The 13,039-nt window shown below is 70.3% G+C and carries 12 protein-coding genes; 6 read left to right on the top strand and 6 right to left on the bottom strand.

Annotation, left to right across the window (positions count from 1 at the left end; translation table 11 throughout):
• Nucleotides 1–116 precede the first annotated feature (116 nt).
• Nucleotides 117–1,460: a M14 family metallopeptidase gene (locus ACIRVH_RS09855; protein WP_403950284.1), complete on the top strand. Its 1,344-nt coding sequence runs from the start codon at nucleotides 117–119 to the stop codon at nucleotides 1,458–1,460.
• Here the strand turns inward: ACIRVH_RS09855 and ACIRVH_RS09850 are convergent.
• From ACIRVH_RS09850 to ACIRVH_RS09835, 4 genes are all read right to left on the bottom strand, one after another.
• On the bottom strand, nucleotides 1,457–1,954 hold the full coding sequence (locus tag ACIRVH_RS09850; protein WP_403950282.1) for a hypothetical protein: 498 nt from the start codon (nucleotides 1,952–1,954) through the stop codon (nucleotides 1,457–1,459). The genes ACIRVH_RS09855 and ACIRVH_RS09850 overlap by 4 nt on opposite strands.
• Nucleotides 1,955–2,584: 630 nt before the next feature.
• Entirely contained in the window at nucleotides 2,585–2,995 is a 411-nt protein-coding gene (locus tag ACIRVH_RS09845; protein ID WP_403950280.1) for a RidA family protein, read from the bottom strand.
• Nucleotides 2,992–3,756 carry an IclR family transcriptional regulator gene (locus ACIRVH_RS09840; protein ID WP_094215252.1) on the bottom strand — a complete coding sequence of 255 codons (765 nt, stop codon included), beginning with the start codon at nucleotides 3,754–3,756 and terminating at the stop codon, nucleotides 2,992–2,994. The genes ACIRVH_RS09845 and ACIRVH_RS09840 overlap by 4 nt, the downstream gene beginning before the upstream one ends.
• Complete coding sequence (locus ACIRVH_RS09835) at nucleotides 3,753–4,901, bottom strand: sugar kinase (protein ID WP_403950277.1); 1,149 nt, start codon at nucleotides 4,899–4,901, stop codon at nucleotides 3,753–3,755. The genes ACIRVH_RS09840 and ACIRVH_RS09835 overlap by 4 nt, the downstream gene beginning before the upstream one ends.
• Nucleotides 4,902–5,024: 123 nt before the next feature.
• Between ACIRVH_RS09835 and ACIRVH_RS09830 the strand changes: the two genes are divergently transcribed.
• Both ACIRVH_RS09830 and ACIRVH_RS09825 read left to right on the top strand, forming a co-directional pair.
• On the top strand, nucleotides 5,025–6,302 hold the full coding sequence (locus ACIRVH_RS09830) for an alanine racemase (protein WP_403950275.1): 1,278 nt from the start codon (nucleotides 5,025–5,027) through the stop codon (nucleotides 6,300–6,302).
• Between the two features lie 16 nt (nucleotides 6,303–6,318).
• Entirely contained in the window at nucleotides 6,319–7,929 is a 1,611-nt protein-coding gene (locus ACIRVH_RS09825) for an amidohydrolase family protein (protein WP_403950273.1), read from the top strand.
• A gap of 18 nt (nucleotides 7,930–7,947) precedes the next feature.
• Here the strand turns inward: ACIRVH_RS09825 and ACIRVH_RS09820 are convergent, their stop codons facing one another.
• Both ACIRVH_RS09820 and ACIRVH_RS09815 read right to left on the bottom strand, forming a co-directional pair.
• Nucleotides 7,948–8,781, bottom strand: coding sequence for a serine protease (locus ACIRVH_RS09820; RefSeq protein ID WP_403950270.1), 834 nt, complete (start codon nucleotides 8,779–8,781; stop codon nucleotides 7,948–7,950).
• Between the two features lie 130 nt (nucleotides 8,782–8,911).
• Entirely contained in the window at nucleotides 8,912–9,583 is a 672-nt protein-coding gene (locus ACIRVH_RS09815; RefSeq protein WP_403950268.1) for a hypothetical protein, read from the bottom strand.
• Nucleotides 9,584–9,884: 301 nt separating this feature from the next.
• Between ACIRVH_RS09815 and ACIRVH_RS09810 the strand changes: the two genes are divergently transcribed.
• The 3 genes from ACIRVH_RS09810 (at nucleotide 9,885) to ACIRVH_RS09800 (ending at nucleotide 12,907) form a co-directional block, all read left to right on the top strand.
• Complete coding sequence (locus ACIRVH_RS09810) at nucleotides 9,885–11,087, top strand: RNA-guided endonuclease InsQ/TnpB family protein (protein WP_403950266.1); 1,203 nt, start codon at nucleotides 9,885–9,887, stop codon at nucleotides 11,085–11,087.
• Nucleotides 11,088–11,177: 90 nt separating this feature from the next.
• On the top strand, nucleotides 11,178–12,389 hold the full coding sequence (locus ACIRVH_RS09805) for a pyridoxal phosphate-dependent aminotransferase (RefSeq protein ID WP_403950263.1): 1,212 nt from the start codon (nucleotides 11,178–11,180) through the stop codon (nucleotides 12,387–12,389).
• A 98-nt stretch (nucleotides 12,390–12,487) separates the two neighbouring features.
• Nucleotides 12,488–12,907, top strand: a complete 420-nt coding sequence (locus ACIRVH_RS09800) for a hypothetical protein (RefSeq protein ID WP_403950261.1) — start codon at nucleotides 12,488–12,490, stop codon at nucleotides 12,905–12,907.
• Nucleotides 12,908–13,039: the final 132 nt, after the last annotated feature.

Genomic DNA, 13,039 nt, shown 5'->3' with positions numbered 1-13,039 from the left:
AGCGCCAACCCCCGCACAGCGGCCTCACAGCAATAGGCACGTCGCACTGACGCACCCCCCAGCTCCACTCCCCACTTCCGGCGACCCCGGAATCCCTGGAGACCCAAGGAGAGTTCATGCGACTTCGCATCCGCGGCTCCGGCGCGCGCGGCGGCAGGCGTACCGCCGCACTCGGCGCACTGCTGGCCCTCGCCCTCGCCGCCCCCGTGTCGGCCGGCGCCACGCACGCCACCGCCGACGGCGTCCGCAAGGCCGTGCCGTCCGGTGACGACATCCGGCAGTACGAGATCCACCAGAGCACCAACCCCGTGACCCGTACGGCCATTCAGCAGGCCGGCGTCACCGTCGACGAGGCCGACGAGGAGACCGTCGTCGTGTCCGGGCGGGCCGAGCAGATCGGCAGGCTGCGGAAGCTCGGGTACGACGTCAGTCCGTTGGGGGCGGCACCCCAGCGGTCCGGACTCCGGCTCTACGACTTCCCCAGCGCCGACTCGAAGTACCACAACTACGCCGAGATGAACGCCGAGATCGACCAGCGGCTCGCCGCCTACCCGAACATCATGAGCAAGCGGGTGATCGGGAAGTCGTACCAGGGACGGGACATCGTCGCCATCAAGGTGAGCGACAACGTGGGGACGGACGAGGACGAGCCGGAGGTGCTGTTCACCTTCCACCAGCACGCGCGTGAGCATCTGACCGTGGAGATGGCCCTGTACCTGCTGCGCGAGTTCGGCGCCGGGTACGGGAGCGACTCGCGGATCACGAACCTGATCAACAGCCGGGAGATCTGGATCGTCCCCGATCTGAACCCGGACGGCGGCGAGTACGACATCGCCACCGGGTCGTACCGGTCGTGGCGGAAGAACCGGCAGCCCAACTCGGGGTCGTCGTACGTCGGGACCGACCTCAACCGGAACTGGGACTACAAGTGGGGCTGCTGCGGCGGCTCGTCGGGCTCGAAGTCGTCCGAGACCTACCGCGGTTCCGCGGCCGAGTCCGCGCCCGAGGTGAAGGTCGTCTCCGACTTCGTGCGCAGCCGGGTCGTCGGCGGCAAGCAGCAGATCAAGGCCGGTATCGACTTCCACACCTACAGCGAGCTGGTGCTGTGGCCGTTCGGGTACACCTACTCGGACACGGCGACCGGGATGACCGCCGATGACGCCGCCGCGTTCAAGGCCGTGGGGCAGAAGATGGCCGCGAGCAACGGGTACACGCCGGAACAGTCGAGCGATCTGTACATCACCGACGGGTCGATCGACGACTACCTGTGGGGCGTCCACAAGATCTTCGACTACACCTTCGAGATGTACCCGACGTCCAGTTCCGGGGGTGGGTTCTACCCGCCCGACGAGGTCATCGAGCGGGAGACGTCCCGGAACAAGGACGCGGTCCTGCAGCTGCTGGAGAACGCGGACTGCATGTACCGGGCGATCGGGAAGGCCGCCCAGTACTGCAGCTAGGCCTCTTCGAAGTAGGCGTCGAGGACCGCGTCCAGCCGGCCCTCCCACTCCTTGAAGCGCGCCCTGGCCGTCGCCTCGATCTCGATCGGGAACCAGCGGCGGTCAGGGGTGTGCACCGTGATGGTGAAACGCTTGCCGAAGCGGGGGGACTCCGTCTCGACCGCGGCGATCTCGTCCCAGCGGAACTCGCACTTCTCCTCGTCCAGGCTGAGCCGGACTCCGCGGTGGTCGGCGACGAACTTGGCGCGGCGGTCGGAGGCCTCGAAGACGGGGCCGTCCGCGGGCGCCTCCTCCTCGTCCTCCGGCTCTGCCGGCGCCTCGGCCTCCGGGGCCTCCGGCTCCTGCTCCGGCTCCTCGGCAGGCTCCGGTGCCGCCGCCTGCGGCTCCTGCTCCTGCTCCGACTTCGCCGCCGGCGCGGTGAGCCCGGGGATGAAGGCCGGGTCGAATCCGGCGCCCTCGACGGGCTTGCTGCTCGATCCTATGCGCTGCTCCACGGCGGCAGTATGGACGACATTCCTGTGCCGGAACCAGTCGGACCACCCGACTCACGGATTCACCCTGGTCACTCGTCCATGAAGACGATCCTTCGGGTACGGCCCCCGTCGCCCGGCACCGGCGTCACCGCCGCCCGGCCCGCCGGTACCGCGCGCTCGCGGCCCCAGGCGCGGATCTCCTCGATCTGCTCGGGGTTGCTGACGCTGAGCGGACGTACCTGGGCGAAGTGGCTACATGGACATCCCGCCCCTGCGGAATGTCAACCGCCAGTACCGAACGACGACGGGACTTGTGTGTCGGCGGCTCGCCCCTGCCTTCCCAGCAGTTCTCCCAGGCCTGGCGGTATGTCTTCAGAACCGCCTGCGCTGCTTGCGCTGGAAGCACTGCCAGCCAGTCGATGTTGGCACGCGCCCAACGAAAAGGTTCCGCAGCGCCCTCGCGGCATGCGCCTGCTGGTCGAGCGGGCCCACTTGGGCAGCCGTCAGGGCAAGACGTGCACGGCAACCACGGCGTCGCATCACCTTCTCGCCCATGCCCCCTCCCCCGTCGGTTCCTTTGATCAGATCAACGGAACCAGGCCCGCGGTGGCCGCCGAACATGAAAAGGTCACGGGTTCGAGTTCCGATCAATCAGTCGAGGACCGCCAGGCCATCGATCTCGACCAACAGCCCTTCGGGGAGACCGACGTACACCGTCGTACGAGCAGGCGGAGCTTGCGTGAGACCTTGCTCCTCGAAATAGCGGTCGTACATCTCGTTCATCTCGGCGAAGTGGCTCGTGTCCGTCAGATAGACGCGGATCATCATCACGTCGTCCCAGCTCGCGCCGCCCTCTTCGAGGATCGCCTTGACGTTGGCGAGGGTCTGCAGGGTCTGCTCGCGCAGGGTGGGACCGGCCGGTGTCGGGGGCCTGCCCTCCTCGGCGGGCAGGAAGCCGACCTGGCCGGCGACCTGGAGGATGTTGCCCTTCTTCACGCCGTGGGAGAACTTCGCGGGCGGGGTGGTGTGGGTCTTCGGGGTGAGCGCGATCTTCTCGGTCATTCGGGGGTGCCCTTCACTGGCGTTCTTCCGGAGTACTCGCCGCTGATCGCGTCCGCGGTACGACGCACCTGCGGCAGCAGGGTGAGGAGTTCCTCGGCGGTGACGACGACGTTCGGCGCGGACACCGACATCGCGGCGACCACCCGGCCGTCGGCACCGCGGACGGGGGCAGCGACACAGTTGATGGACTCCTCGTGGCCGCCGAGGTCGGTGGCCCAGCCCTGTTCGCGCACCTGCTCCAACTCCCGTAGGAACGCGGTGGCGTTGGGGGTGGACCGGGCCGTGTACAGGGGATAGTCGAGCTTGTCCGCGAGGGCGCGGCGCTCGGGTTCGGGCAGGTCGGCGAGGAGCAGTTTGGCGACGGCGGCGACCGTGATGGCGACGGGCTTGCCGATCCGCGAGTACATGCGGACCGGGTAGCGGCTCTCGACCTTGTCGATGTACAGCACCTCGTTCTCCTCGTACACGGCGAGGTGCACGGTGTGGCCGCACCGCTCGTTGAGGCGGACGAGGTGGGGGTGGGCGATCTCGCGGATGTCGAGGTTCTCCATCGCCTCCTGGGCGAGGGCGAAGAGGCGGGCGCCGAGGCGGTAGCGCTGGTCGGACTGGCGGTAGACCAGGCCGTGCTCGTGCAGGGTGCGCAGGAGGCGCAGCGCGGTGGACTTGTGGACGCCGAGCCGGTCGGCGACCTGCCCGAGGTCGGCGGGGCCCTCGGCGAGCAGCGGCAGGATGCTCAGGGCGCGGTCGACGGTCTGACTCATGGGGTGTTCGCCTCCTCCGGGGCCTCGTCGGCTTGCGTCCAGCCGGGGCCGAGTCGAAGTCTCCCCCATGCGTCGTCGTCCAGGGCGGCGAGGCGGTCGGCGTGGCTCATCCAGGAGGGGCGCCGCGATGGGGGTGCCCCCAGGCGTTCGGCTCTGGGGGAGGCTCCTTGAGGGGCGGTGGTCGGGCGGCGGGTGGGAGGGGCGGCGAGGTCGCCGGGGGCGGTGAGGGCGGCTGCCGCCATGAGGTGGCCGTGCCGGAGGCGGTCGCGCATCGGAAGTCCACGGAGGGTGCCTGAGAGGAATCCGGCGGCGAAGGCGTCTCCGGCACCGACATGGGCGACCACATCGACCCGCGGTGCCCGGACGAGGGTCGCCGTACCGTCGGCGTCCTCCATTGCGTCGGTGTTCCTGTCGAACGCGACCGCTCCAGCCCTGCCCTGCTTCACGACCACGATCTCCGGCTCGGGCAGCGCCTCCACAATGGCCCGGCCACCGTGCAGCCCCCAGGCCTGGCGCGCCTCGTCGTGTCCCACGAACACGATGTCGGACGCGCGCGCCAGCTCCAGCAACACCCGGGCGTCATCGGCGTCCCGCCACAGTCCGGGCCGGTGGTTCACGTCGAAGGAGACCAAGGGCCGCCCCTCGTCGGGCTTCAGCAGCTCGCGCACCAGTTCCAGGCACCCCTCCGACAGCGCCGCCGTGATCCCCGAGAGGTGCAGCACCCGCCCCGCCCGCACCGCCTCCACGTCGACGTCGTCCACGGTCATCGCGGAAGCCGCCGACCCCGTCCGGTAGTACGCCACCTCGTGCTCGTCCGTCGCCCGGTCCCCCGCCGTGCGGAAGTACAGGCCGGTCGGGCGCTCCGTGTCCCGGCGGACGTGGGCGACGTCTACGCCGTACGCCCCGATCGTCTCGACCAGGTGGTCCCCGAACCCGTCCGCGCCCACCCGGCTCACCCACCGCGTGGAGTGGCCTGAGGCCGCCAGTGCGCAGGCCACGTTGGACTCGGCTCCGCCGATCCCGCGCTCGAAGGCGGGGACGTCGGCGAGGCGGCCCGGGCGGGTGGGGAGGAAGGTGACCATGGACTCGCCGAGCGCCACGACGTCCACAATGTCGGGGGCGTTGCGGGCTCCGGTGGCGGTCACGATCGTCGTAGCTCCTCGGTATGGGAGTCCGTTGACCCCGCGTGGCCGAGATGTTAGACAGCAGTGAGCGACATACGCAATGAATGTTGCAGAGAGTGCAACGCACCAGATTGGGGAGGTCTCATGGCCCAGGAAGCCGGTACCGAAGCACTCGCCCGCCTCGCGGAGGAACGGGTCGACCACCGCTTCAAGGGCCTCCCGCCGGACGCCGTGGGCCTGACCGTCGCCGAGCTGGCCACCCAGCGCCGCAACCTCTTCACCGACGGCTTCACCACCCCGGTGCTCGCGCTCTCCGCCGAGCGCCTGGAGCACAACCTGCGGCTCATGGAGACGTACGCCGCCCGGCACGGCCTCGCCTTCGCCCCGCACGGCAAGACGTCCATGGCACCCCAGCTCTTCCGGCGTCAGATCGAGCACGGGGCGTGGGGCATCACCCTCGCGGTGCCGCACCAGGTGTGGGTGGCCCGGGCGTTCGGGATCGAGCGGATCTTCCTGGCCAACGAGCTGGTCGACCCGGCGGCCCTGCGCCGGATCGCCGCCGACCTGGCGGCCGACCCCGACTTCCGTTTCGTCTGCTACGTCGACTCCGTGCGCGGGGTCGAGCTGATGGACGCGGCCCTGCGCGGCGCGGCCCGCCCGGTGGACGTCGTGGTGGAGCTGGGCGCGGGCGAGGGTGCCCGTACCGGTGTGCGCACGGAGGCGGACGCACGGGCGGTCGCGGACGCGGTGGCGGGTGTGGAGACGCTGCGGCTGGTGGGCGTGGCGGGCTACGAGGCCCAGGTGCCCGGCGCCGCTCCCGAGCCGGTGCGGGCCTGGCTGGGCCGGATGGTCGCGCTGGCGGCGGAGTTCGACAAGGCCGGGCGGTTCGCCGGGGCCGAGGAGATCGTGGTGAGCGCGGGCGGCAGCGAGTGGTTCGACGCGGTCGCCGACGTCTTCGCCGCCATCCCCGAACTCTCCCTGCCCGTACTGAAGTTGCTCCGGTCGGGTGCGTACGTCTCGCACGACGACGTGCACTACAGCAGGCTCACCCCGTTCAACCGGGTGCCCGAGGAGGGCGCCCTGGAGCCCGCGTTCCGGCTGTGGGCGCAGGTCGTCTCCCGTCCCTCCCCCGAGCAGGCCTTCGTCAACGCGGGCAAGCGCGACGCCGCCTACGACCTCGACCACCCGGTGGCCCACGTGGTGCGCCGGGACGGCACCGAGCACCCGGCGACCGGCATCGAGGTGACCGCCCTGTCCGACCAGCACCTCTGGCTGGGCACCGGCGCCGAGGCGGACGTCGAGGTGGGCGACTGGATCGGCTTCGGCCTGTCCCACCCCTGCACGTCGTTCGACAAGTGGCAGCTGATCCCGGTGGCCGAGGCGGACGGGACGGTCGTCGACTTCATCCGTACGTTCTTCTAGAGAACCGGGGAGTGCCGTGGAGGACCTCGTCATCCGTGACGCGGACGTCGTCGACGGCAGCGGTGCGGACTCCTACCGCGCCGATGTCGTGGTCGACGGCGGCCGGATCGTCTCGATCGTCAAGGAGGCCGCGGCGGCGGGCTGTCAGCGGCCCCGGGCGCGACGTGAGCTGGACGCGGAGGGGCTCGTCCTCTCCCCCGGCTTCATCGACATGCACGCCCACTCCGACCTGGCCCTGCTGCGCGACCCCGACCACAGTGCGAAGGCCGCGCAGGGGGTCACACTCGAAGTCGTCGGCCAGGACGGTCTTTCGTACGCGCCCGTGGACGACCGCACGCTGGAGGAGGTCCGGCGGGCGATCACCGGCTGGAACGGGTACGGCGACGACCTCGACATGGACTGGCGGACGGTCGGCGAGTATCTCGACCGGCTGGACCGGGGCATCGCCGTCAACGCCGCCTATCTCGTCCCGCAGGGCACGGTCCGCGCGCTCGCCGTCGGCTGGGAGGACCGCCCGGCCACGCCCGCGGAGCTGGACCGGATGCGGCACCTGGTGGCGGAGGGGCTGGAGCAGGGCGCGGTCGGCCTGTCCTCGGGGCTCACGTACACGCCGGGGATGTATGCCGAGGACGCCGAACTGACCGAGCTGTGCCGGGTGGTGGCGGAGTACGGCGGCTACTACTGCCCGCACCACCGGTCCTACGGCGCCGGCGCCCTGGAGGCCTACGCCGAGATGGTGGCGCTGGCCCGGGCGGCGGGCTGCCCGCTGCATCTGGCCCACGCGACGATGAACTTCGGCGTGAACAAGGGCCGGGCGCCCGAACTGCTGGCCCTGCTCGACGAGGCGCTCGACTCCGGCGCGGACATCACGCTGGACAGCTATCCCTACACCCCCGGCTCGACCACCCTGGCCGCGCTGCTGCCGAGCTGGGCGGGCGAGGGCGGCCCGGAGTCGGTCCTGGCCCGGCTCGCCGACCCGGCGACGGCCGCGCGGATCCGGCACGACCTGGAGGTGACCGGCGCGGACGGCTGCCACGGCGTGCCCGTGGAGTGGGAGACGATCGAGATCTCCGGTGTGACCGCACCGGCCCTGGCGGACCATGTCGGCCGTACGGTCCGGGAGTCGGCGGACCTGCGCGGCGAGAGCCCCTGGACGACCGCGCGCCGTCTGCTGGTACACGACCGGCTCGGTACGACGATCCTGCAGCACGTCGGCGACGAGGAGAACGTCCGCACGATCATGCGGCACCGCGCCCACACCGGCGGCTCGGACGGCATCCTGCGGGGCGCCAAGCCGCACCCGCGGGCCTACGGCACCTTCCCCCGCTATCTCGGCCACTACGTCCGGGAGTCGGGCGTGCTGACGCTGGAGGAGTGCGTCGGGCACCTCACGGCGCGGCCCGCGGCCCGGCTGCGACTGCCGGACCGCGGGCTGGTGCGCGAGGGATACCGGGCCGACCTGGTGCTCTTCGACCCGCGGACGGTGTCGCCCGGCGCCACCTTCGCCGAGCCCCGCACGCTCCCGACCGGGATCCCGTACGTCCTGGTCGACGGCAGGTTCGTCATCGAGGACGGCCGGCGGACGGACGTACTGGCGGGCCGGGCGGTGCGCCGTACACCGGTGTGACCGCCCGGCCCGGTGGGACTACGGCTTGGGCAGGGTGCAGCCGGAGGCGCTCAGGTTGAGCTTGTTGCCGGTCGTGAAGCAGGCCGGGATCTGGTAGGTCTCCTCGGCGTAGTTGATGCCCTTGCGGACGGTCACGTTGCCGCTCTCGTCCACCTCGCACGGGTTGTTCTCGGTGCAGCTCTCGCCGTCCTCGTTGCCCGTGTTGTTGACGGCGACGACGTTGCCGGTGGCCGTGTCGATCACCGGGGAGCCGGAGGTGCCGCCGATGGTGTTGCAGGCGGAGGTGTAGCGCATCGAGTCCTTCCAGGTCCAGCCACCCTCCTTCAGCCGGTACACGAACCCGTCCACGTTGCAGCTGTAGGTCCGCTTCCAGTAGCCGGAGACGACCTTGATGGCGGTGCCGGTGGTCGGGTGCGTGTTCTGCACGGTGAGCGGGCTGATGCCGTACGAGCTCTTGATCGCCGCGTAGGTGGTGGTCAGCCGGTAGATCGTGACGTCCGTGTCCGTCATGGTCGAGTAGACGACCTGGTTGGCGCGGAGTGTGCCGATCCGGCTGCCGGAGGCGCTCAGGAGACCGAAGCTGCGGCTGGAGGACTGGCCGGTGATGACCTCGCCCGGGTCCGGGAAGCCGGTCTCCAGGCAGTGGCCGTTGGTCATCACGAGCGCCGGGTCGCTGTCCGCGGAGTTCGGGAAGCGGATGACGGAACCGGAGCAGTTGCTGAGCGAGACGGTGCCGGCGTAGGTGACGGTCACCGCCTTTGCCGTCTTGGCCTGAGGCGCGGCGACGGCGGGGGTCGCGCCGAGCCCGGCGATCGCCAGGGCGGACAGCGCGGCCAGGAGAGGCTTGTTCATGTGGGGGTCCCCTCTGCAGACATAAGCGACCGGAGATCTTCCGGCCGCCCACTGTCTTGTCATGAGCATTCTCATGAGAGAGGCATGCCTGAGCAAGGAGTTGTATGCGAACTGTTTTACCGACGGAGCGTCAACCCTGGGAATCCTGGGACCATCTGGGCTTCTTGCCGGTACCCCGGCCATGCCCCCGGCCACTGGGCGCGGTCGTCGTCGCGGTCGCCGACGGGGGCGCCGTCGTCGGCGTGGGCGCGGCGGAGGTCTGCGCGGCCGGAGAGGTGGCCGTGCGCGCCGAGGAGGCGGTGGACGTGGGGGTGGGGGACGGCGAGGTCCCGCCCGGGCTGCCGGCGGTGTCCGTGGCGCTCGGCGTGCCGCTGCCCTTCCGCGTGGTCGCGGAGTCGTCCGAGGAGACACGGCCACCCTTCGCGGGCTGCTGTCCGGCCGGGGAACCCGAGCCGCCCGTCAGACCGGCGATCACGGCGACGACACCGGCCGCCCCGAGGACCCCCGCGACGGCCACCCGGCGACGGCCGCCCTGCTTCCTCCGGCGCCGGAGATCGGCCCGGCCGCCGCCCGGTATGAGAGGAGGCGGCCCGGCGGGGTCGTCCAGCGCGGGCACCGGGGGCAGCTCACGGGTCTCGTCGTAGGCGTTCTGCCAGCCGTGGGCGGCGGCAGGATCGGTGTACTCCTCGTACGACGGGGTCGGTGCGGCATGCGGGTGGTACACGTTCGGCGGCACCCCCGGCTCGCCGCCCGCTCCGTGCGCGCCGTTCGTCTCCGCCCCGTGCTCACGATCGGTGGCCATGGGCGGGAATTGTAGAGACGTGTGTGACTCCTGAGACAGCTACCGGCGATAACAGACCAAAACAACCCGCCTCACCAAGCCTCGCGGAGGGAACGCACTGCGGCGTGCCGATCCGCCCTGGGCGCGGTTGGCCCGCAGGGCCCACACGACGGAGCCGAGAAAAGCGAACACACGTGCCCTGACTCGCCGATTGAGGTGATAGCAACTGGATGATGGTGCAGGCGTTTGGGCGTCGTACGTACGGTCTGACGGTGGAGGCCGGTGCGGGGGCAGGCACGAGCGTGAGGGCGGGGGTGACGGCGTGGCGGCGGTACGGGAGTCCCATGGCACAGGTCACGCGCGGTACACGTACCGGCTGCGGGCTTCGTCCACCGCCCGTGAGGCGCTGCTGGTGGAGTGGGGGCGATGCCGGTGGGTGTGGAACGAGTGCGTCGCCCAATCGAAGAAGGCCCACACCGACGGGGAAGAGTGTGGCCCGGCGCGGCTGGACCGGATGCTTACCCAGGCCCGTGCCATCACCCCTTGGCTGGCCCAGGGGGCCAGCGTGCCCCAGCAGCAGCTGATTCGCGACTTCGGTAAGTCCCGCGCGAAGGCGCTCAAGGACATCAAGGATCGGCTGCCCGTCCGACAACGGGCAGGGATGCCGGGCTACAAGAGGAAGCACAAGGTCGGTCCCAGTCTGAACTACACGCGGAACGGCTTCCGACTCAGGGACGGGCGGCTCTATCTGGCGGGCGGGATCGCGCTCACCGTGGTGTGGTCCCGGGAGCTGCCCGCCGAGCCTTCATCGGTACGGGTGTACCGGGACAGCGTCGGCGACTGGTACGCCTCGTTCGTGGTCCCCGTTCAGGTCGAGCCGCTGCCGCAGACCGGCCGGGCGCTCGGCGTGGACTGGGGCGTGAAGGAGATCGCGACCACCACCAGCGACGCCCACGACCTGCCCCACCCCGAGCACGGTAAGAAGGCCAAGCACAAGCTTTCCCGGTACGACCGAATGATGGCCCGCCGCAAGCCAAAAAAGGGACAGGCTGCGTCGAAGGGCTACCAGGAGGCGAAGAAGTGGCGGGCCAAGACCTACCAGAAGATCGCCCGCCAACGGCAGGATGCTGCACGCAAGTGGGCGAAGAAGGTCATGCGCGACCATGACGCCATCGCGGTGGAGGACTTCCGCCCGAAATTCCTCGCCAAAACGTCGATGGCGCGTAAGGCGGCGGACGCCGCCATCGGCGCCACGAAGAAGGCCCTGATCGAGATGGGCCGCAAGCACGGGCGGGACCTGCGTCTGGTGCATGCCGCGCACACCACCATGGACTGCGGGCGCTGCGGAGCGAGAGCCAAGCACGCACTTCCGCTGTCGAAACGTACATACACCTGCACCGCGTGCGGAGCCGTCTCCCCAAGGGACAAGAACTCCGCACATGTGATGCTCGTCCGGGCTGGTCTGGCCCCGGCTGGTGTCGAGGGCGTAAGACCTCCTGGAGCGCCGCTCCAGGAGGCGGCCTGAGCCAGGAATCCCCTCCCACCAGGGACGGGAGCAGTCAAGTGGTGGAAAACACGGCCCATGGGACGTTACCGGGGCCGTAAGCTGCCTACCATGCAGGTGATCCAGTCGACCAAGCTCGCCAACGTCTGTTACGAGATCCGGGGCCCGGTTCTCGAGGAGGCGATGCGCCTGGAGGCGGCAGGTCACCGCATCATGAAGCTCAACACCGGCAACCCGGCCGCCTTCGGCTTCGAGTGCCCGCCGGAGATCCTCGAGGACATCCTCCGCAACGTCTCCACCGCGCACGGCTACGGCGACGCCAAGGGCCTGCTGGCCGCGCGCCGGGCGGTCGTCATGCACAACCAGACCCTCGGCATCGAGACCGACGTCGAGCACGTCTACATCGGCAACGGCGTCTCCGAGCTGATCGTGATGGCGATGCAGGGCCTGCTGGACGACGGCGACGAGGTCCTCGTACCGGCCCCCGACTACCCCCTGTGGACGGCGGCCGTCTCCCTGTCCGGCGGTACGGCGGTGCACTACCGCTGCGACGAGCAGTCGGACTGGATGCCCGACCTCGCCGACGTCGAGCGCAAGGTCACCGACCGCACCAAGGCGATCGTCATCATCAACCCGAACAACCCCACGGGCGCGGTCTACGACGAGGCCGTGCTCAAGGGACTGACGGACATCGCCCGCCGGCACAACCTGCTGGTCTGCTCCGACGAGATCTACGACAAGATCCTCTACGACGGCGCCACGCACACACCGACCGCCAAGGTCGCCCCCGATCTGCTCACCCTCACCTTCAACGGCATGTCCAAGGCGTACCGAGTGGCCGGCTACCGCGTCGGCTGGATGTCGATCTCCGGCCCCCGCGCGCACGCCGACTCCTACATCGAGGGCCTGACGATCCTGGCCAACATGCGGCTGTGCGCCAACATGCCGGGCCAGCACGGTGTGGTCGCCGCGCTCAGCGGGCGCCAGTCGATCAACGACCTGGTGCTGCCGGGCGGCCGACTGAAGGAACAGCTGGACGTCGCCTACGAGCTGCTCACCCAGATCCCGGGCGTGACCTGCGTACGGCCCAAGGGCGCGCTGTATCTCTTCCCACGCCTCGACCCCAAGGTCTTCAAGATCAAGGACGACCGGCGGATGGTGCTGGACCTGCTTCGCCAGGAGAAGATCATGGTCGTCCAGGGCACCGGCTTCAACTGGCCCGAGCCCGATCACTTCCGCGTGGTGACCCTGCCGACCGCCGGTGATCTCCGGGACGCGGTGACCCGGATCGGGAACTTCCTGGACGGATACGGCCAGCCGTAGCGGACGGAGACCGGCGGACCGCAGTCCGTGACACGACTCAACTTTAGACGAAATCCAAGCTAGGATGGTTTCCTGTCAGAGCACAGGAGGCCATCCCCATGTACGAACCGATCCGCACCAAGTCGGTCCACAGCACGATGGCCGGCACCCCTTCCGACTTCCCGCACCGGTCGCGCGAGGAGGAGCTGGACATCCAGCTGGCCGGACACCTCTCCGCGCTGCTCGCCGTCACCGACGACCTGCGCGCCCTGACCCCCTCGACCGATCTGGACGCGGCGGCGGAACGCCTCGCCGGCGAGGTCGGCCGACTGCGGGGAGGACGTACGCCGCTCCGCGCGACACCCGCCGCGGCCGGTGACCCCGCCGCCCTTCACCAGCGCGCACACGCCCTGGCCGGCCGCGCCCTCGTGGTCGCCGCCTCCCGGGCGGACACCGCCGCGGCGATCCTCGCAGCCGAGCGCATGGACGCGCACGCCGCCGCCCTGGCCGGCCCGAAGGAACTCAGCACGGCCCACTGACCCCGCCTCAGGGGTCCCCCGATCGGCCCCGGTCCGCGTGCACCGCAGCGACGCGCGGACCGGGAGCCATACACTGCGTCGGCTTGAGCCGTGGTGCGTTTCGCCGTAGGGGCTCGTGCTGTCGTGCGGCTG

Origin of the sequence: Streptomyces sp. NPDC101165, assembly GCF_044768135.1 — a bacterium.
In the GTDB taxonomy this organism is placed as follows: Bacteria; Actinomycetota; Actinomycetes; order Streptomycetales; family Streptomycetaceae; genus Streptomyces.
Note: the sequence above shows the minus strand (reverse complement) of the source record. Positions and strands in the feature narration are given on the sequence as shown.